The sequence below is a fragment of the Kolteria novifilia genome (assembly GCA_007748055.1).
In the GTDB taxonomy this organism is placed as follows: Bacteria; Planctomycetota; Planctomycetia; order Kolteriales; family Kolteriaceae; genus Kolteria; species Kolteria novifilia.
Genome location: CP036279.1, coordinates 5,467,556 through 5,488,342, shown reverse-complemented (window position 1 = coordinate 5,488,342; position 20,787 = coordinate 5,467,556). Strand labels below are relative to the sequence as shown.

Genomic DNA, 20,787 nt, shown 5'->3' with positions numbered 1-20,787 from the left:
GAGAGGGAAGCTCACGCAGCGAGCAGGCCGCTCTCTTCGGAAGATCGGACTCGATCAACTCCCGTAGGGTGGGTCTCGACCCACCATGTCTTCTGCAGGAAGCCAAGTAGGGTGGGCCTTGACCCACCATGCTTTCGTTCCCTGGAGATATACCCGAATGTTGTGTGGTGGTTGAATGAAAAAAGCGGCGTATCCTGCTGGTGAAGTAGTTGAGATTTCATCAGCGGCCCGACGAGGGCAACGAAGGATACGCCACAGACAAGAGTACGCGGGAAGGACTCGGGAATCCAGCGGAGAGTCGGGAATCGGAAGCTCTTTCGCTTCCCGCTGCTGGTGAGGAAAAGAGCCCGCTGGATCAGATCGTCCGCGAGGGGGCCCAGCGGATGCTGCGGACGGCGATCGAAACGGAGGTGCATGAGTTCATCCTGGCTCACGAGGATCGCCGCGACGAGCGGGGACAGCGGTTGGTGGTTCGCAATGGCTACAAGCCGACCCGGGAGATCCTGACCGGAGCGGGACCTCTCGAAGTGCGTCAGCCACGGGTCCGCGACAACTCGGCCGACAAGGAGCAACGGGTGACCTTCTCGTCGTCGATCTTGCCTCCTTACCTTCGTCGCAGCAGCAAAACGACTCGACGAAGGCACGCACCTGCGGCGTCATCTGGGCCGCGAGTTCAGGAGGTATCTTCGACTTCCCTTTCGTGAAGAGACCAACTCACAGGGTGTGAACGGCTCAACAACAGTCTTGGCATCACGTGTCTGATTTTTGCCAGCCCTCGGAAGATCGTCGCGTAGGCTGATTCGGTAAGGTGTTTGCAGGAAAAAGGTTACGGGCACCGACCTTGGTCAAGATTGCTGCCCGCCGCCTCTACTTCATGGCCACCTTTCGAGTTTTCGGAAGGTGGCCTTTCTTTTGGCGTCGCGATCCCACGCTTCGCAAACCAGTCCGGGAGAATCATCCCATCGCGACCTCAGGACTTCTTGGAGATGCTCTCGATCTTCCTTGCCAACCGGTGGATCCGGGGGGAGGATCGTGTGGTTTTCCCATCTTTTTCATCACTTGGGGTAACCTCGTGTTGGGATCTGCCATTACTTGGTGATGAGGGGCCGACCAGCTATTGACGATTCCTGCCTGGAAGACGCGATTCGCCGAACCCGCGAAGGGGAACCGTCCGCCTTCGAGATCGTGGTCCGTCGTTTCGAGACGCCGCTGCGCACGTGGTTGGCGGGACACGTGCCGCCGGGAATCGACGTCGATGAGATCGCGCAGCGAACCTTCCTCGCGGCCTACACGCGTTTGAACGAATACACGCCAGGGACGCGATTGGGAGCGTGGCTCTTCACGATCGCTCGGTATCAGCTTCAGACTGAAATGACCCGCTTGCGACGAGTGGCCGACTACCACGCCCGTTACGCGCCCGACTTGCTCCGGCGCGAGCTTGAGAAGCGCAACACCGAGCCGCCGGAATTGTTCGTCGATCGCTTGGAGCATCTTCATGCGTGCCTCGAGTCCCTCGCCGAGCATTTGCGTCGATTCGTCACGTGGCGCTACGAGGAGGAGGCACCGCTGGAAGTAATGGCCGAACGAAGCGGCCGCTCCGTGGCTGCCGTGAAGAAACAATTGTGGCTGATCAGACAGAAACTTCAGCAATGCGTGGACGAGCGAATGGCCGTCGCTGAAGGGAGTTTGTCATGAGTGCTGAACAGCGATTCGCCGAACTGTGGACCGACTACCTCGAAGGCGAACTTGACGAATCGGCGATCGTGGAGCTGCGCGAACTCCTGGCGGCGGACGAGAGCCTCCTGCAACGCGCGGCGGACATGTATCAGGTGCACCGCTTGCTGGGCGTGGCCTCACGGGACGTGCCCAAGCGGCAAGAGGAGTTCGTTCGCGACGTCATGGCCCGGTTGCCCGAGAAATCGGACGACTTTATCGACGTCGTGATGAAGAACGTCAAGCAATTGGCGAATGCCGGCGAGAACGAGATCGATGCCCCCGCGATCCGCTCGAGGTCCACTCGGCCGGCCAAGAGAAAGGTCTCGCGAAGGATCGCAAGCGCCGCGCTAGCTGTCGCCGCGTTGGCGCTCGTCCTTCTGGCCGGCGTCTCCTTCTGGCCGGCGGGAACGGCGCCGATCGCCTCGCATGACTCCGGTTCAGGTGGCGGAATGTCCGGACTCGACGACGTGCGATTCGCGAGCCTGGCGGGTGCGAGATTCTTCGGGGAACTGCCGCCGCCGCTGCATTCGACGCTCGCCCCGCGTCGCGACTATGTGTTGACCAACGGAATGGCGGAGATCGCGTTTCCCTCGGGAGCCTCAGCGATCGTCGAGGGGCCGGCCGTTTTTCGGCTCCTGTCGGACGATGCCCTCGCTTTGGACGTCGGCCGCTGCAGCGTCCATGCGCCAAAGGGAGTCGAGGCGTTCCGGGTCGAGACGCCGGTGACGCAGGTTGTCGATCGCGGGACGCGGTTCACGGTTTGTGTCTCGGAAACGAGTCAGTCGGAAGTTCAAGTGATCGAAGGGGCGGCCGACATCTACGAGCGGTCGAAGGCGCAAGGAGCCGCGGACCTTTCCGGCGACAGCATCCGCCTGACCGAAGGCGAAGCGAAGGAGTTCATCAAGGGCAGGCGGTTCGTCGACAAGGACATTCCCTTCAACCCAAGCGTCTACCAACGCGGTCTGCCCGATCGGGTCATCTCCTACGAAGCGACTCCGACCTCGGGCGATGCCGTCGAGAATCTGGTCAGCGTGACCGTGCAACGCGGCGGGCTCGTCGAAACAATTCCTGTTGAAGAACTGATCCCCATCCGCGTGACCGCTTTTCGGAATCCGGCGGCGGGCGCCTTTTTTTGCGGTGGCGAGATCTTGCCCGAGGAACGCATCGCGACCTCGTCGGACCGCAGCCTCGTCACGGGCGTGATCAACCCGGGCGGCAGTGCGGAACCCTTGACGTCCGATCCGGTGCTGTCGGGCGAGTCGGCGACACCCGGCCTGGCGATCCGGTTCGACCGCCCGGTGACGAACGGTCCCGGCCCGGATGTCGTTTTCTTCGAGTTGCAGACATTCTCGAATCCTTCCGATGGCGACGCGTTCCACGTCAGTCCCTTGCGGTTTCGCGATGGTCTGAAGTCGCACACAATCCGTCTCTACGACCTGACGATGGAATCGCCCAACGCTCTGGATTTGCCCGACTTCTACACCCACATGTTTTCCGGAGCGGTCGATTCCCTGGTGGAGTTGGAGTCGTTTGACACGTCTCCGCACACGCAGGGCGTCAAGTTTCGCGGCTTGGCGGTCGGAATCGATCTCTCCGACTTGGGGTACGACGATTGCGAAACCGTCGAGGGCTTGTTCATTCAAGATGCGCTCGACGATCGACACGTCGTCGACCCGGTTTTCATCGGTGGCTTGCCGACAACGAGATGTGCGTCGGCCGGGATCGAGAATCCGGCCGGCATGGAAGAGGGCAACCAATGATTTCGAGAATCATCGCGACCTTCGGCCTCTTGTCGCTGTCGACGGTGGCGATGGCCGGAGAAGCGGTCGACAACGAGAGCCTGAAGTTCTTCGAGTCGAAGGTGCGGCCGCTGCTCGCGTCCAAATGCGTTGGGTGCCACGGCGCCGAGAAGCAGAAGGGCGAGTTGCGACTCGACTCGTTGGCGGCGATGCTCAAAGGGGGCGAGAACGGAGTGGCGGTGGTTCCGCACAAGCCGGGCGAGAGTCTGCTCGTCGAAGCGATCAACTACGAATCGTTCGAGATGCCGCCGGAAGCTCAACTGAGCGAGAAATCGATCGCCATCCTGACCCGCTGGGTCGAGATGGGAGCCCCGTGGCCTCAGGCCGATTCGAACCTCATTCGTTCCTCGGAGAAGACCTTCACCGATGAGGATCGCGATTGGTGGGCGATCCAGCCGCTGAGCGAGCCGGGCGTCCCCGACGCGGGTGGCGATTGGGCTCGCAACGACATCGATCGATTCGTCACGAAGCGGCTGAAGAAAGCCGGTTTGGAACCGGCGCGGGAGGCCGATCGCCACGAACTCTTGCGGCGTGCGTACTTCGATCTGCACGGGCTCCCGCCGACGCCGGAACAGATCGACGCGTTCGTCAACGACGACCGGCCCGATGCCTGGCAACGATTGATTCGCGAACTGCTCGAGAGTCCCCGCTACGGCGAACGCTGGGCTCAGCACTGGCTCGACGTCGTGCGCTACGCCGAGAGCGACGGCTACAACGAGGACGCGTTCCGGCCCAGCGCCAGCGCTTTTCGCGACTACGTCATCCGTTCGTTCAACGACGACAAGCCCTACGACCAATTCGTTCGCGAACATCTCGCCGGCGATGAGATCGACCCCGACGATCCCAACGTCTTCATCGGCACCGCGTACCTGCGTCACGGCATCTACGAGTGGAACCAGCGGAACGCGCGAATGCACTGGGGGCTGATCATGGACGAGATGACTCGCGTCACCGGCGAGGCGTTTCTCGGGATCGGCATCGGCTGTGCCCAGTGCCACGATCACAAGTTCGATCCGATTCTGCAGAAGGACTACTACGGGCTTCAGGCCTTCATGTCGTCGGTCGCATGGCCGATGGACAGGATCCTGGCGACACCTGAAGAGATTGCCGCCTACCAGAAGAAGCAGCACGCGTGGGAGGAGAAGACCAAGGCGATTCGGGAGGAGATGCAGGGACTCGCGAAGGCCGCCTTCGACAGCAAGCAGAAGTATGTCGTCAAGCAGTTTCCCGAGGACATTCAGAAGATATACCACAAGCCGGAGTCGGAGAAGACGACCTACGAGAAGCAGCTTTCCTATCTCGTTTTCCGGCAGGCCCATCGCGCCGCGACACGTTTCGACTACGCCAAGGCGCTGAAAAAGAAGCCGGAGAAACTCAAACGCTATCGCGAGTTGGAAGCGGAGCTGAAGAAGTTCGACAAGATGAAGCCCAAACCGCTACCCAAGGCGTTCGTCGCCACGGACATCGGCTCGGTGCCCGCACCCACCTATCTCTTAACGCGAACGACCAAGGAAGCCGTCGAGCCATCCTTCTTGGCCCTCCTTGGCGAGGACGCGCCGAAGATCGACCCGACCGAGACCACGACGGGACGCCGCATGGCGCTAGCGAACTGGATCGCCCGGGACGACAACCCCCTCTCGACGCGCGTGATCGTCAATCGCGTCTGGCAACGGCACTTCGGCCAAGGGATTGTCCCAACGCCCAACGACTTCGGAACGCTCGGTGAGTCCCCGAGTCATCCCGAGTTGCTCGACTGGCTGACGAGACGATTTCTCGAAAACGGCTGGAGGATGAAGCCGCTCCACGAGCTGATCATGAACAGCGCCACCTACCGGATGACCGCACGGCGCGAGCCCTCCTCGACGGAGAACACCATCGATCCAACCGATCGGTTGTTGTGGCGATTCCCTCCGCAACGTTTGGACGCGGAACAGGTTCGCGATGCCATGCTCGCGGTGTCAGGGGAACTGAAACATCGCGACGGCGGAGCATCCGTATCGGGCGGCAATCCCTACCGTAGCGTCTTCGTGATCAAAAAGAGGAACCGGCCCGACGAGATGCTGGGCGGGTTCGATGCGCCCCTCGGCTTCGAGTCGGCTCCCAGCCGGATCGCGACCACGACACCGACCCAGTCACTGCTGTTGGTCAACGGCAATTGGAGCCTCGATCGGTCGCGTGCGTTCGCCAAGCGGTTGCTCGGGGGAAAACAAGAGTTCCAGGCCGACGATGTCCGCAAGGCTTACCGACTCGTCTTCGGACGCGAGGCGACCGATGCCGAAGTCGACGATGCGCTGGCGTTCGTCAACGAGCAAGAGTCCGCGATTCCCAAGACGGTCAAGACCGACAAGTTCCCCAACGAGACAGGCATGCGTCCCGTCGCCCAACACTTCGGCGTGGTGAAGGATGTCAAACTGGGACGCAAGACGCTGTGGCTCCAACCCGAGAGCCGTTTCGAGCGACTGCACGTCCAGAGGGACGACGGCTTTGACGATCAGTTCACCGTCGAGGCGATTGTGAATCTCGATCGGATGTACTCCGACGCCAGCGTCAGCACGCTGCTATCTCGTTGGAATGGTAGTTCGAAGTCCCCTGGCTGGAACATCGGCGTCACCAGCGCCAAGTCGGCCTACCAACCGAAGAACTTCATCGTTCAGTTGATCGGGCGAACGTTCCAAGACGAGCCGGCCTACGAGGTGGTTGCTTCCGGGCTGCGAGTCCCGCTCGGCAAGCCGGTCTACCTGGCCGTTTCGATTGCCGCCAACACGTCGAAAGAGAACCCGACCAGCGGTGTGGTCACGTTCTTCATGAAGGACCTCTCGGACCGGAAAGCGAAGCTGCAAACGGCGACGGTCGAGACATCCGTGGTCAGCAAGATTCAGAATCCCGCCGCGAAGGTCATCGTCGGTGGTCGCGACGCCAAAGGCCACCAATGGGATGGCCAACTCGCGCGGCTGACCATCAGCGAGGGAGCCCTTCCTCGGGAGCAACTGCTTCTCGGCAAGGACTCGGCGAAAGCGTCGCGGATCCTGGATTGGACATTCGGCGGCGACCACGGCGAGCAGCCGGCGCCCGAGACCGCTTGGTTGCGTCAAGCGTCGCCAACAACGGACGACGCCTCCAACAAAATGCTCGGCGCCGTCACCGACTTCTGCCATGCCCTGTTTAACTCCAACGAGTTTCTTTACCTGCATTGAGTTTGAGCGATGAGGTGCCGCGACGTCCGTTTCCAGCGGCCCACATGGTCCACGCGACCGACGGGAGAATCCCATGAAGTGCAATCGGATTGACTATCCTCACTCGCGCCGCGACTTTCTCACGAGTGCCGGCGGTGGTTTCGGCGCCTTGGCGTTCGCCGCGATGAGTGGTCAGTCGCTGTTCGCCGCCGTGCCGGAGAATCCGGTTGCCAAGAAGATTCCCGACCGGCTCGGCAAGGCCAAGAACATCATCTGGTTGTTCATGGAGGGTGGCCCCAGCCATCTCGATCTCTTCGACCACAAGCCCATGCTCAACAAGCTGGCCGGCGAGACGCTACCCGAGAGTTTCGACCGGCCGGTCACGGCGATGGGCGAGGTCAACTCGCCGATCCTCGAGTGCAAGCGCAAGTGGGAACGCTGTGGCGAGAGTGGGCTTTGGGTCTCCGACTGGTTGCCGCACCATCACGCCATCGCCGACGAACTGTGTGTCGTTCACTCGTGTGTCTCCGACGGCATCAACCATGCCGGTGGCGTCTGTCAAATGAACACGGGGGCCGTGTTCGGTGGCCGGCCATCGCTCGGCGCATGGGTTTCCTACGGGCTGGGAGATTCCAGGGAGAGCCTTCCGACCTTCGTCGTGATGAAAGACAGCAACTCGATGGTCGTCAACGGCGCACGAGCCTGGGGCTCCGGGTTCATGCCCTCGAGCCATCAAGGGGTGCTGTTCGAAACGGGTGCCGAGCCGCTACGTCATCTCAACAATCCCAAGGGGGTGACACCAACCCGACAGCAGCGCAAGCTCGACTTTATCAACCGCCTCAACTCCCGGCACTACGACGGTCGTCAATCCAACACCGAACTCGATGCGCGCATCCAAAGCTACGAACTCGCCGCCCGAATGCAGGCCGACGCGCCGGAAGCCATCGACTTGGCTCAAGAGCCCCAGCACATCAAGGAGATGTACGGTCTCAACCAGAAGGAGACCGAAGTCTACGGACGTCAGTGCCTGCTCGCCCGTCGTCTCGTCGAACGGGGCGTCCGCTTTGTCCAGCTCTATTCCGGTGCCGGCAGCAAGTGGGACAGCCACAGCAACATCGAGTCGAACCATGCTCGTCTATGTAAAGGCGTCGACAAGCCGATCGCCGGTCTGATCGCCGACTTGAAGCAGCGCGGCCTACTCGATGAGACACTTGTGATCTGGGGTGGTGAATTCGGACGCACGCCCATGAGTGAAAAGGGGACTGGGCGCGATCACAACCCCACGGGTTTCACGATGTGGATGGCTGGCGGCGGCGTGAAAGCGGGCCAGACGATCGGGGCGACCGACGATCTCGGTCTCTACGCGGTCGAGGACAAGCTGCACGTCCACGATATCCATGCCACGGTGTTGGGCTTGCTCGGCATGGACCACACCAAAGTCGTCTACATGCACAAGGGCCGTCCCGAACGCGTCGACCTGAACGAAGGTCACTTCTTCGAGGGAATCCTTTCGACCTAGAGCCGAACTCCGTCCCACCTTTCCGAGACCCTGCCGAGGAACCTATGCCTGCGATCAATGTTCTCTTTGTTGTCTCCGCTCTGTTGCTTCCCTCCGTCGCCGGGGCCGACCCGGTGGCTCGCTGGGACTTTGGTACTGAGGAGTCGACGCCTCTTACGCCGAGGGGCAATGTCCAAAGAGATCAAGCCGGACCGCGACCACCCGAGTTTCCCAACATGGCGTCCAGCAACACCGCGGTGCGTCTGGATGCCGGGGCCTACCTTTCCGTTCCCGATACCGGGCCAGATAGCGACCTCGACTTCACCAACGGCGATGCGATCACGATCGAAGCGTGGGTGAATCCCACGAGCATCCGCGAGGGCCAACCGCGATACATCATCGGCAAGGGGCGAACGGGTTCCCCTAAGTTCGCCCGCGACAATCAGAACTGGGCCCTGCGAATCGTCGGTTCCGGCGGCGAGGCCACCTTGAGCTTCCTGTTCGCGACCAAACTGACCAGCAACGGCAAGCACTGGCATCGTTGGGACACGAAGAAGGGATTCCCGGTCAACACGGGTTGGCACCACATCGCGGTGTCGTATCGCTTCGGCGACCCCAAGTCGATTCGCGGCTGGATCAACGGCAAGCCGATGGCGGGAACGTGGAGCTACGCCGGTCCGACCAAGGAAGCCCCGGTGGTCGACGACGACGAGGTTCGCATCGGCAACGGTTTCGAGGGGCTCCTCGACGCGGTCGCGATTCATCGCAATGTGTTCGACGATAAAAAGGCGGCGTCTCGTTTCCAGCGCGTCGGCAAGCCACGGGTGCTCAAACCGCAGCCGGAAGTCATGCCGGAACTGTCCAGCATTCCCGAGGGCCGTGTCTTGGTGCAGTTGTGTGCCGGCCTGCCCGCGCACAAGCGTTGGCTCAACGAAGGAGAACGGTGGCCGAAAGAGTCCGCCCGCGTGCTGCTGGATTCCTTTCTGCTCCCTCGCATCCCGCTTCAGTTCGACTCGTGGGGAATCCGAGCCGCGTGGAGTGCTCCGGTGCTGCTACGCATCGCCGGCGATGTGGAGCTTTCGCCCGGAAAGCATCGTTTCATGATGCGAGCTCGGGAGATGGGACGCTTGTGGGTCGACGGCCAACTCGTCGCTCGGACGAAACCGATGACCAAGCGGCCGCCCGATGGCGAGGAGCCCATCATTCCGGTCGCCGAGCCGCCGCTGCCTGGACTGAGGGCCCACGGCTACAACCAGCAAGAGACGTTCGGTGAGGTGACGATCGAACCCGCCGAAGGTGGCGGGCCGCGTCGTTGCCGCGTCGTGTTGGAGCTCGTGGTGGGAGGCAATAGCCATCGCACCGAAACGGGCGAAATCTGCGTCGCGCTCCAGACCCCCGACGGGAAGTCGTACGACGTGCTTGGTTCGGGCTCGACGCGGTTGCCGTTGACCGACTCGGTCGTCGAACCTGCCCTGGAGGAGATCGAAAAGAAGCTGGTCGCGTTCGACGATCAACGACGGCGCCAATTGGCGGCCTCTGAGGACGGTTTTTGGCGAAATCGGCACGATCTCGCGCGGAAATGGTCCCAAAAGAGACCAATGTCGGCCGAAAGTGAACCAAAACAGAGCCAAATTGACGCGCTTGTCGCCTCGAAGATCGAGCAAGCGATCGCCGCCTCGACGAGTTCCGACGTGGCTGAGACCAAGTTCTTCCACGGCGAGATTCTCCCGATTCTGCGCGAGCAATGCTTCCGCTGTCATGGCGAGAAGGACAAGGGTGGCTTGAAGCTCGATTCGCGTGAGGCCGCTCTCAAGGCGGGGGATTCCGAGGTCCCCGCGGTCGTTCCGGGTGACCTCGACGCCAGCGAACTCATCGTCCGCGTTCAAGCCGGTGACATGCCACCGACAGAGGAGGGACTGCCGGCGGATCAGATCAAGCTCTTGGAGGAGTGGGTGACGAAGGGGGCTCCGTGGCCCGCCCCGCCGCTCGTGGAGTCCGAGGTCGCTCTCGCTCCGGTCATTGGCGACGAGGCCTTTGTCAGACGAATCTATCTCGATTTGGTCGGCGTTCCGCCAACGGCGGAGCAGACACGAGCCTTTCTGGCCGACACCGCTTCCGACAAGCGCGACCGGCTCATCGACACCCTGCTCGACGACGATCGCTTCGCGGATCGTTGGATGAGCTTCTGGCTCGATCTGCTCGCGGAGAACCCCTCGCTGCTCAATGCGTCGCTCAACAGCACGGGGCCCTTCCGCTGGTTTCTGTACGATTCGCTCCGCGACAACAAGTCGCTCGATCGCATGGTGACCGAGCTGATTATGATGCGTGGTGGCGCCGCGGAAGGTGGCAGCGCCGGGTTCGGCTTGGCCGGCGAGAACGATGCGCCGCTGGCGGCCAAGGGACACATCGTCGCGTCGGCGTTTCTGGGCATTGAGTTGGAGTGTGCCCGCTGCCACGATTCGCCGTACCACAGCACGACCCAAGAGGATCTCTATTCGCTGGCCGCGATGTTCAACCGCCGCGCCGTGACGGTGCCGAAGACGAGTCGGGTCCCGGCTTCGTTCTTCGAGAACCAAAGGGTGCGGGAGTCGCTCATCCAAGTGACGCTCAAGCCCGATCAGCCGGTGACGCCCCAGTGGCCTTTCGCGGCGGCGACGGGGGTTGCCGACGACAAAGAGATCGACCGACTGATGCGAAAACCCTCGGACACGCGCGAGCGGCTCGCCGCCCTGATCACCGCGCCGCGGAACAAACGCTTCTCGCGAGTCATCGTGAACCGCGTTTGGAAGGCGCTCATCGGTGCGGGGCTCGTCGAACCGGTGCACGACTGGGAAGGCAACGCCGCGAGCCATCCCGAATTGCTCCGTTGGTTGGCCGAGGAATTGGTCACGCACGACTACGACTTTCGCCACTTGGTGCGATTGATCGTCTCGTCCGATCTCTATCAACGCGAAGCGAACGGGAAGAACCTCGCGGCATCGGCGCAGATGCGGTTTTTCAACGCTCCCGAACGCCGGCGGCTCTCGGCCGAGCAAATCGTCGACTCGCTCCACGAAGTCACCGGCAATCCCATCGACGCGGAGGAACTCACGTTCGTTCACGATGGTCGTCGTCCCTTGGGCAGCCGCCAGACGCTTGGACGCCCGACACGCGCGTGGATGTTTGGTGACTTGAAGAACGAACGCGATCGCCCCAGCCTGTCGTTGCCGAAGGCCCGCGCGGTCGTCGATGTTCTCGAGGCGTTCGGATGGACCGGAGCTCGGCAGATGCCGATTCACCAGCGCGAGGCCGATCCCAACGTGCTACAGCCGGGAGTGCTCGCCAATGGGACGCTTTCGGTCGCCCTGACGCGCGCCTCGCACCAGAGCGAATTGGCGGAACTCGCCGTCAACGCCCAGTCATCGGAGACGCTGGTGCAGACGCTGTTTCTGCGTATCCTCAACCGCTTGCCGAAGCCGGACGAACGAGAGGTCTTCGTGGCCTCCCTCAAGGAAGGGTTCGACGAGCGGTTGGTTCCCGCCGACGAGATCGCGTCGATTCAACCGCCGCCCAAGCTTCCTCAAGTGACGTGGTTCAATCACTTGAGGTCCAAGGCGAACGAGATCCAGCTCGAGATCGAACGTCGTGTTCAGGATGGTCCTCCGGCCGATCCTCGACTTCAGCCGAGTTGGCGCTCGGCCTACGAAGACGCCGTCTGGAGCTTGATCAATCACCGTGAGTTCGTCTGGATGCCCTAGTCCCACTGGCTGACAAGCAGCCAGTCCATTTACCGCTGGCTGACAAGCAGCCAGTCCATTTACCGCTGGCTGACAAGCAGCCAGTGGCACCCGAATCGTCGGAAGGATTGATGCCCTAACATCGTGGAGTGGGTTTCCCTTCGTCCAATCAACATAGAAACGAGCGTTGCCATGAATCCTGACACCAAGTCGACCAACAAGCTTTCTCCCACGCGGCGCGAGTTCCTCGCGACCGGCGCGGCGCTTGCCGGCGGACTCGCCCTGCCAAGCCTCGGCTTCGGCAACCAACCGAGTGAGATCGTTCGAGGCAAGGCCGAGCACGTGATCTCCATTTGGCTCGGCGGCGGCATGGGACAGATCGATACCTTCGATCCCAAGAGGAAAGGCGATCCGAAAAAGAAGGTCGCGGGATCCTACTACGACTCGGTCGAGACGGCCGTTCCCGGCGTGCGGCTGTGCGAACACCTGTCCAAGCTCGCCCCGCTGATGGACCGCGTGACGGCCGTGCGCAGCGTGCATCACGAAATGATCGACGAACATGCCGCGGCGACGAACCGAATGCACACCGGTCGTCCGATCAGCGGCACGATCACCTATCCGTCGCTAGGATCGATCATCGCGCACGAACGGGGCGCCGCGGGCGACGTCGCTCCGCCCTACGTGCTGATCGGCTATCCGAACGTGACGCGCGGCCCGGGCTTTCTCGGCACCAAGGACGGCTATCTCTACTTGACCGACACCAGCCAGGGACCAGCCGGGTTGACGCGTCCCGACGGGATCACGCCAAGGCGGCAGTCCCGCCGCGAGAAACTCCTCGGCGCTCTCAAGCGAAGCGCCGATCCCACGAAGGATCAGCGGCTGCTCGACTACGACGAAGCGATCGCCCAAAGCTTGAAGCTGAGTGGACCGGAGTTCAATCGGGTGTTCGAGTTGGATCGCGAACCCTCTGAACTGCGCAATCAGTATGGCGGCGAGTTCGGCCAACGTTGCCTTCTCAGTCGGCGACTCATCGAACGCGGCGTGCGTTTCATCGAAGTCGCCCACAACCTGAACTTCCTCAACGGGGCCGGTTGGGATGTCCACAACGCGGGAATCCTCAACCAACACAAGTTGATTCAGGAGATGGACACCGCGGTCGCGGCACTCCTAGCGGATCTCCAAGAGAAGAATCTCTTGGACAAGACGTTGGTGGTCATCACCACCGAGTTCGGTCGCCCGCCGGAATTCGATAGCGGCGGAGGACGCGGTCATCAAGGGACGGCGTTTAGCTGTGTGCTCGCCGGCGGCGGACTTGCGCACCGTGGCGCGTGGGGCGAGACGGACGAAATTTCAAAGAAGATCGTTTCCGATCCCGTCAGCGTTCCCGATTTCTTCGCCACCATCTGCGCGACCGTCGGCGTCGACTATTCGAAGAACCTCTACGATGGCGACCGTCCGGTGCCGATCACCGACATGGGCAAACCGATCGCCAAGCTGTTCTCGTGACGCGAGCCCCTTCCTCCCGCGACCGTTTGAAGGCCGATTCGGCGGTGGGGACGGGACAGTAACCAAGGGAATCCGTGTTGGTCAAGTTCGCCACCTCCACTTCACGGCCACCTTCCGAGTTCTCGGAAGGTGGCTTCTTTCGTTGAACGCTGAGCCCTCCCTGGCTCACCCTTGGACTACTCTCAATACCGAACGACCAGAGTCTCGTCGCGCTTGCCGTTGACGGGATCACCACCCCGTCTTGAATGTAACCGTTGCTGGAGTTGAATAATCTGTTGTATTTGATGATCATTTGTGTGGTGGCCTGGTGTGTCGCGTGCGGCTTGCGCAAGCGATCGCGACCGCGCTTGGCAGTCCGTTGATTCGAACGGGCCAAGGCGAGAACGAGCCAAGAGGGCCGTTCGGAGCCGGCAGCGAATAGATCAACGGGCTGTCAGCCACCACGTCGGTTGTTCCGTGGGAGGAGTGGAGGACGTTCAGCCGTGGTGGACCTTGGGATGATCGCGATGAGTTCGAAGGGTGACGTGACGCGATGAGCAGCCACGACGCCGACTGGTCGACCCCCTCACTTTCGATCTTGATGGAGCAGTTGCACGAAGGGATCGAAGGACGGCCTGAGTATTGCCTGGAAGCTCTTCTGCGACGGTATCCGCGATTGGCGGGCCGCTCGGCCGATGCGGTCGACTTGATTTACGCAGACTTCGTCCTCCGGGAGGACCGGGGGGATCGGCCAAGTCCCTCGGAGTATCTCGAACGGTTCGAGGCCTATCGCGGTGAACTTGCCAAGCAATTCGAGATGCATTCGGCGCTTGGCGATCTCAAACGGTATTCCTCCGAGTTGCCATCGTCACGACGGAGCACCAGCCGGGAGGATCTCGTTTCCCTGGCCGATGAACGATTCCTTGTACGCCGTCGACTTGGGGCCGGGTCGATGGGAACGGTCTATTTGGCCGAGGATCGACTCTGGAGCCAGGACGTCGCCGTGAAAGTGGTGGGCAACGACTCGTCACTGCTGTCGGAACGACTTCGTTCGGAATTCCGCATTCTCGCCTCGATCAGCCATCCAAACTTGGTCACCTACTACGAACTGATCCGATCGGGTGATATCGACCTGTTGACGATGGAGTTCGTTTCCGGAAAGAGCTTCCGGGAGTTCGTCCGCGGTGACGCTCCTCCGGGCGAGCGACTGGTCGACGAGGATGGGTGGGCACGTCTGACGCGACTGCTCGCGGGCTTGCTCTCGGGGCTCAGCCACCTCCATGCCGCCGGGATCGTCCATCGGGACCTCAAGCCGTCGAATGTGTTGGTCGACGATCGAGGGCGACCCGTCTTGCTCGACTTCGGCCTGGCCACCTCCACAAGTGAGGAGATCAAGCTGGACCGCTTCGCCGGAACCATTGCCTATATGGCCCCGGAACTGCTCCGGTGTCGTCCTCCGACTCCCGAAAGCGATCTCTACGCTGTTGGCGTCATGCTTCACGAGGTCATCACGGGAGTGCCTGCCCAGCGTCAGGGGTTCGGCAAGTTCGCGGATCCGGCGATGGGCGAGCTCGAAATGCACGAGGGAGTTTCCGAATCTCGGCGCATCCTCGCGACGATGACGAGGTCGCTGCTACAGTTCGATCCGGCGGAAAGACCGACCCTGCCGTGGTTGCTGGAGCAATTGGGGGCGGCTCGAGAGACTAGCTATCCTGCGACGAGACCTTCTCTGTTGATTGGACGTGAGCGGGAACTGGACTCGCTTCGCGCCGCCTACGCGGAGATGCGAGACGGACGATCCGCTCTAATCGCGATCACCGGAACCTCGGGCATTGGCAAGACCGCTCTCGTCGACCATTTCCTTCGGAGCCTCGACGGCGCCGACGATCCGGTGATCCTTCGCGGGCGATGCTACGAGACCGAGGACCAGCCCCACAAGGCCTGGGACGCGATCGCGTCGCAAATGGCCGCCCGCCTGGACGCCAGAAAGGACAACTCGCCCCCAGAGCACCGCTTTCTCACGAGGGTCTTCCCCGTTTTCCAGAGCTCTCATGGCTCGGGGGGCGACACGGCCGGTTTCGAAGAGCCGCCACCGGTCGAAGCACGCTTGATTGCCTATCGAGAGTTTCGCGACGTGATCTCGCGACTTTCGGCATCCCCGCTGGTGATCTACATCGACGATGTGCAGTGGGCCGACCATGACAGTCTCGAACTCCTCCACCATCTGCTCGATGATCTTGACGATCCTGTCCTAATCGTCCTCTGTTCCCGGCCGGACGGCGAACGCTTCGATGAGCTATGCGCGGAGGTTCGCGAGTCGCGCGTGTCGCTGACGCAGTTAACGTTGACGGAACTCGGCATTGAGGACTCGCGACAACTGTTGGCGAACCGCCTCTCCGACCGCGAGGTCTCCACGGTGGTCGATGAGATGGTGAAGGCGTCGGGCGGTCATCCCTATCTCTTGACCCTGCTCGCCAACGAGGCCGGCAGGGGTAACGAGGAGGTGGCCACCAGTTTGGACTCATGCCTTTCCCATGCCATGGGGCGCTTGCCCGCGTCGTCGCGCTATTTGCTCGAACTGATTGCCGTCGCGGGACAGCCCGTTCTTCTTCGGGAACTTCGCGATGCCTCCGCGCATCTGGTCGATTGGCAGGACTCGATCGCTCAACTTCGCAAGTCCTCGTTGGTCTCGTCGACAGGGCACGCGGCGACGTCGTTCGCCATGCCCTACCACGACAAGATTCGCGAGACGATCGAGGCCAAGTTGCCGAAGAGCCATCTGACGCGGCGGCATCTGGCTCTTGCCAAGGCAATTGAAGCGTCGAGTCATGCCGATCCGGTGCGACTGCTTCGGCACTACTACCGAGCGGACGACTCCGTCAAAGCCGCGCGCTACGCGGAGCGAAGCGGTGTCAAGGCTCGCGATGCCCTCGCGTTCGCCAGTGCGGCCGATCACTTCAGACTCGCGATCGAGCTAGCCCCGGATCCCGCTTCTACGCCCGCGACACTGCTCGAGGCTCACGCGGAGTGCGCGGCCAACGCCGGGCGAGCGCTCGAGTCGGCGCATTCCTACGTCGAGCTCATGGGCAAACACGGCGAGGCTCGGACGAGTGACTACGCGGATCTCGCGGCGTTGCAGTTCGTGCTGGCGGGAGAGAGTAAGCAGGCCATCCGGCACGCCTCGTTGTCGCTGCGGAGTCATGGGTACGCCTTGCCGAGAACGATGGTCGGAGGTTTGCTCACATCCTTCTTTCACAAACGTCGCGCATCGCGTCGCGCGGCGGCGTTCTGTCAGTGGATCGATGAAAGTGAGGGAGAGCCGAGTTTCGCTCCCGCGACCGATCGGCAGCGAGCCGTCTTCACCGGATGGTTCGTCATCACCGTCGCCGAGATCACCTATTCGCACACCGTCGCCCATCGGTTGATCACGGCACTCCTGGAGAAGCCCTACTCGCCGTTCGCGCTGGTCGCGACGACTTCCATCGCAATGCTCGACAGCATTCGCCTTGCGTCATCGTCGGTGACCTCTCTTTGCGACAAACAAGTGGAGCGTGTCTTGGGTGTCGCGGATGCAGTCCCCGACCAGGATGTCGCGACCCTCGCTCGACTGATCGCCCGGAACTACTACGTCTTCACGGGCCATTGGGAGAACGCGTATCGCATGGGCGAGTACCTTCATCCCCGCAATCAGGGAGCCTCGTGGTTGGCGATGGTCCGTTCGGACGACTCGGTGATTCTCAACTACTCCCTGTACTACCTTGGTAGGCTCAGGGAACTTCGTGAGCTTGTCGAGGGACGCGGCCGCTATGAGCACAGCCGGGACGATCCCTACACCGCTCGCCAGGTTCGGACCCTCTTCGGGAACGCAGTGTACTTGTGCAACGACGATGCCGACGCGTCACTGGATAGCTTGGCGATGATCGAAGCGAACTCGCAACTTCACGAACTTGCGTCCGGTCAACTTGGACCTCCCCTATACCTGGCGCGAGCGGAAACGTACCTCTACATGCGACGGGGAGATCTTGCCGCCGCGCTCATTCGCCGCCACTGGTACCGAATCTTCGCTCTCCTGAGTGGGCTGGTCTTTCTGGTTCGATTCTGGGTCAACGATTCGCTTGGCCGAAGCGATCTTGCTCGCACCGTCGTCGACGGGCGATTCTCGCGTCTGAAGCGTGTCGAGCGAAGTGCCAAGCGGCTCGTGGGAGAAAGAAATCTCGTGACCGATGCGATGGCGTCGGCCCTACAGGCGGGATGCGCGAGTCTCCGTGGCGATCGGGAGGTCGCCATTGACGCGTACGAACGAGCACGAGAGCTCTTCGAGAGTCGCTCGATGGACCTACACGCCCACGTGATGAAACGACGCGTCGGCGAACTCCGCGGAGGAGACGCGGGTCAACACCTCGTCGACGAGGCCGATGCGTGGATGCGAGGCGAGTCGATCGTTCGGCCCGATCGATTCGCCTTCATGATCGCCCCCGCATGTTCCGCGGACGACGTTGAAGGGTGACCACGTTCATCGCTCCAACCCGGGGCCATCGACGATGGAGAAGGCGAGATCATGCGATCGGAAAGAGAAAAGATGTTGGCGGGCGAACTCTACGACGCGTTTGACCCTGAACTCGTCGACGCGCGACATCGAGCCGGCGACCTCTGCTTCGATCTCAACGCATCCCGACCGGGAGACGAAGAGATCCGACGTCGCGTGCTCAGCGAATTGCTTGGAGCCGGCGGCGCCACGGCATTGATCGAACCTCGTTTCCACTGTGACTACGGCAGCAATATCTACTTGGGCGAGCGGGTCTACTTCAACGTCAACTGCGTGGTGCTCGACGTGTGCGAGGTCCGCGTCGGAGACTTCACGCTCTTCGGACCGGCCGTGCAGATCTACACCGCGAGCCATCCCCTGGAGGCCGAACGTCGCCGGACCCTGGAGTTCGGCGAGCCCGTCACGATCGGTTCGGACGTCTGGATCGGTGGCGGGGCGATCATCTGTCCGGGCGTCACGATTGGATCGCGAACCGTCGTCGGAGCGGGAAGCGTGGTCACCCGCGATCTACCGGAGGGGGTGCTCGCCGTCGGGAATCCTTGCCGAGTCGTTCGCAACATCGACGAGCCGCGAACGGGAGACTCAACTTGATCTTCAGTCCGTCGCTCGGCGGAGCAGGAGAAGAAAGAAGAACGGTCCCCCCAGTAGCGAGGTCAAGATCCCGAGCCGCAACTCGCCGGAGGTGACGGTTCGGGCGATCAGATCGGCGATCAGCAACAGCGCCGCGCCGCCGAGAAAACTCCCTGGGAGGAGCCAACGATGGGCGGGCCCGAAGAGAAGTCGGATGATGTGAGGAACGATCAACCCGACGAAGGCGAGGACGCCGCTGACCGCCACCGTCGCCGCGGTGACCGCGGAAGCGACCATGAGTAGGTTCCGCCTCACGATCGGCACGTCGATGCCAAGGGAGCTGGCGACCTCTTCACCCCCGGCGAGGGCATCGAGGTCGTTGGCGAAGCAGTGGAGATAGAGGTAGCCGCCCACGACCAGTGGTCCCACGAGTACCACGTCGGTCCACGATCGACCGTTGAGTCCCCCCAGAAGCCACGCGATCATTTCTCGGGCGACATCCCATCGCGAAAGAGAGAAGGACAAGAGTGCCGCCGTCCCCGCCGAAGCGATCGCCGTCATCGCGATCCCCGCGAGCAGCAGCGTCGCGGTCGACGGATGCCCCCGCATCGTCGCGACGACGTAGACGGTAAGTCCGGTGGCGATGGCGAAGCAAAGGGCCAGGATCGGCACCGCGAGGGCGAAGTAGGCCGCCAACCCCGTGTAGACCGCGAGCACGGCTCCAAAGGCTCCGCCACTGGAGACGCCGAGCAAGCCTGGATCGGCCAGCGGGTTGCGGAAGAGCCCCTGCATCACCGCCCCGGCGAGCCCCAATCCTCCGCCCACCAGGATCGCGATCACCGTCCGCGGCAGGCGGATCTCCCACACGATGGTCGCTTGCCAAGGCTCCCACGAACCGACGTTCCATCTGGTCAGCGCGTGAATCACGATCGCGCTGATGCTCTCCACGCTGATCGTCGCCCGACCGACGGCGCACGAGAGGAACGCCAATCCGGCGACGAGCGCGCCCAACATACCGAGACGCCATGCGCGACTCACCGGCTCCCTCGCGTGCTGGAGGAAGGACGCGACGGGTGGGGGGCGACGTCGATGCTCTCGGCCACTTCCGGATGAAGCACCTTGGCGAGATCGACCACGGCGAGCACCGCGTACGGCGACCGCGTCGAAAGATGTTCGTTGGGTAGCAGGTGGACTCGCCCTTCCCGGATCGCGGTCACGTTTCGCCAGGCGCTCTTCGCGAGGATGGCCCCTCGTGGGTCGGCGAAGTCGCCTTTCGAGCGGAGCGACACCGTGAGCACGATCACCGTCGGATCGAGAGCGACGACCAACTCGTCGCTGATCGGCGCGTAGCCCTCGATCCCGGCGAGCGACGCGAGATTGATCCCGCCGGCGAGGTCGATCTGGGCATCGGTCAATGTCTCCTGACCGGCCGTGAAGTGCCCGTTGAAGAAGAGGACCCGTTCGGCCGATTGATCCTTGCCCGCCACCGCTTCGCGGACCGCTCGCAGCGTGTCTCGCATCCAGTCGACGATCCGCTTGGCCTGCTCCTGGGCCTCGATGGTGCGGCCGAGTTGACGGACATTCCGCTCAATCTGGCGAAAGCTCTCATGGTCGGTGAAACGGAGCACGGGCAAGCCGCAGCGCCGCAGTTGCGAGATGGCCGCCGGCTCGGTGTAGCGCGATGCCAGGATCAGATCGGGATGGCGCTTGAGCAACTCCTCGGTGTTCACGCCACGAATGCTCGGTACGCCCGCGAGGAGCGAGGCGACATTCGAGACTCCCTCCTTCGTCGCGAGGTAGGAGACAGCCTGAATCCGGTTCGTGGGCACCAGGTCGGCGATCAGTTCGGCGGTTCCGAGGGTGAGCGCCACGATGCGGGTTGGGGGCGCACTCGGCTCCCGAGGCACCGTCGTTAGAGCCTCGATCAGTGGGAGAGAGATGCCCGAAAGGCCCAGCGGCAGAAGGATCGTCAGCAGGGGCGTTGTCAAACCGCGCATGGTCGGTCCGTCCCTGACTCGATAGACTGAGCGTTCCGCGGAAAGGTGTGTTCGCGTCTCAACGCCGATCGATTCTGATCGGTATCCCGTGGGGATGAGCGTGGACCTGAAAAGGGAAGACGGTGTGAATCCGTCGCGGGGCCGCCGCCGTGATCGGCGAGGGCGCTTTCCAATGAGCCACTGCTCGCGTGCGAGTGGGAAGGCCGAAAGCGACCGCTCGAGCCGAAAGCCGGAAGACCTGCCTGCCGCTTGGATTGAGTCAGACTGCGGTACCCAGTCGTGGAGGA

At 62.3% G+C, this 20,787-nt stretch carries 10 protein-coding genes, 1 pseudogene and 1 riboswitch; of the genes and pseudogenes, 9 read left to right on the top strand and 2 right to left on the bottom strand.

The features are described from left to right. Positions 1 to 335 precede the first annotated feature (335 nt). The 9 genes and pseudogenes from Pan216_RS28510 to Pan216_RS20040 form a co-directional block, all read left to right on the top strand. Positions 336 to 620, top strand: a pseudogene (locus Pan216_RS28510) (transposase); the annotation flags it as partial. A gap of 478 nt (positions 621 to 1,098) precedes the next feature. Next, a complete protein-coding gene (locus Pan216_RS20075) occupies positions 1,099 to 1,695 on the top strand; it encodes a sigma-70 family RNA polymerase sigma factor (RefSeq protein WP_419193692.1) in 597 nt (198 codons plus the stop codon). Next, complete coding sequence (locus Pan216_RS20070; protein WP_145260742.1) at positions 1,692 to 3,476, top strand: FecR domain-containing protein; 1,785 nt, start codon at positions 1,692 to 1,694, stop codon at positions 3,474 to 3,476. The genes Pan216_RS20075 and Pan216_RS20070 overlap by 4 nt, the downstream gene beginning before the upstream one ends. After that, positions 3,473 to 6,709, top strand: coding sequence for a PSD1 and planctomycete cytochrome C domain-containing protein (locus tag Pan216_RS20065; protein ID WP_419192770.1), 3,237 nt, complete (start codon positions 3,473 to 3,475; stop codon positions 6,707 to 6,709). The genes Pan216_RS20070 and Pan216_RS20065 overlap by 4 nt, the downstream gene beginning before the upstream one ends. A gap of 73 nt (positions 6,710 to 6,782) precedes the next feature. Further along, a complete protein-coding gene (locus Pan216_RS20060; protein WP_145260738.1) occupies positions 6,783 to 8,207 on the top strand; it encodes a DUF1501 domain-containing protein in 1,425 nt (474 codons plus the stop codon). A 44-nt stretch (positions 8,208 to 8,251) separates the two neighbouring features. Continuing rightward, a complete protein-coding gene (locus Pan216_RS20055) occupies positions 8,252 to 11,923 on the top strand; it encodes a DUF1553 domain-containing protein (protein ID WP_145260736.1) in 3,672 nt (1,223 codons plus the stop codon). Between the two features lie 171 nt (positions 11,924 to 12,094). Further along, positions 12,095 to 13,408, top strand: coding sequence for a DUF1501 domain-containing protein (locus tag Pan216_RS20050; RefSeq protein WP_145260734.1), 1,314 nt, complete (start codon positions 12,095 to 12,097; stop codon positions 13,406 to 13,408). A gap of 532 nt (positions 13,409 to 13,940) precedes the next feature. Then, the gene (locus tag Pan216_RS20045) at positions 13,941 to 17,894 is read left to right on the top strand and encodes a serine/threonine-protein kinase (RefSeq protein ID WP_145260733.1); all 3,954 of its coding nucleotides are present in this window, start codon (positions 13,941 to 13,943) and stop codon (positions 17,892 to 17,894) included. A gap of 51 nt (positions 17,895 to 17,945) precedes the next feature. Further along, positions 17,946 to 18,524, top strand: a complete 579-nt coding sequence (locus tag Pan216_RS20040; protein ID WP_145260731.1) for a sugar O-acetyltransferase — start codon at positions 17,946 to 17,948, stop codon at positions 18,522 to 18,524. Between the two features lie 3 nt (positions 18,525 to 18,527). Here the strand turns inward: Pan216_RS20040 and Pan216_RS20035 are convergent, their stop codons facing one another. Beyond that, entirely contained in the window at positions 18,528 to 19,541 is a 1,014-nt protein-coding gene (locus Pan216_RS20035) for a FecCD family ABC transporter permease (RefSeq protein ID WP_145260729.1), read from the bottom strand. Then, positions 19,538 to 20,500, bottom strand: coding sequence for an ABC transporter substrate-binding protein (locus tag Pan216_RS20030; protein WP_145260728.1), 963 nt, complete (start codon positions 20,498 to 20,500; stop codon positions 19,538 to 19,540). The genes Pan216_RS20035 and Pan216_RS20030 overlap by 4 nt, the downstream gene beginning before the upstream one ends. Before the next feature lie 66 nt (positions 20,501 to 20,566). Next, positions 20,567 to 20,760, top strand: a riboswitch (cobalamin riboswitch). The last annotated feature ends 27 nt before the right edge of the window (positions 20,761 to 20,787 follow it).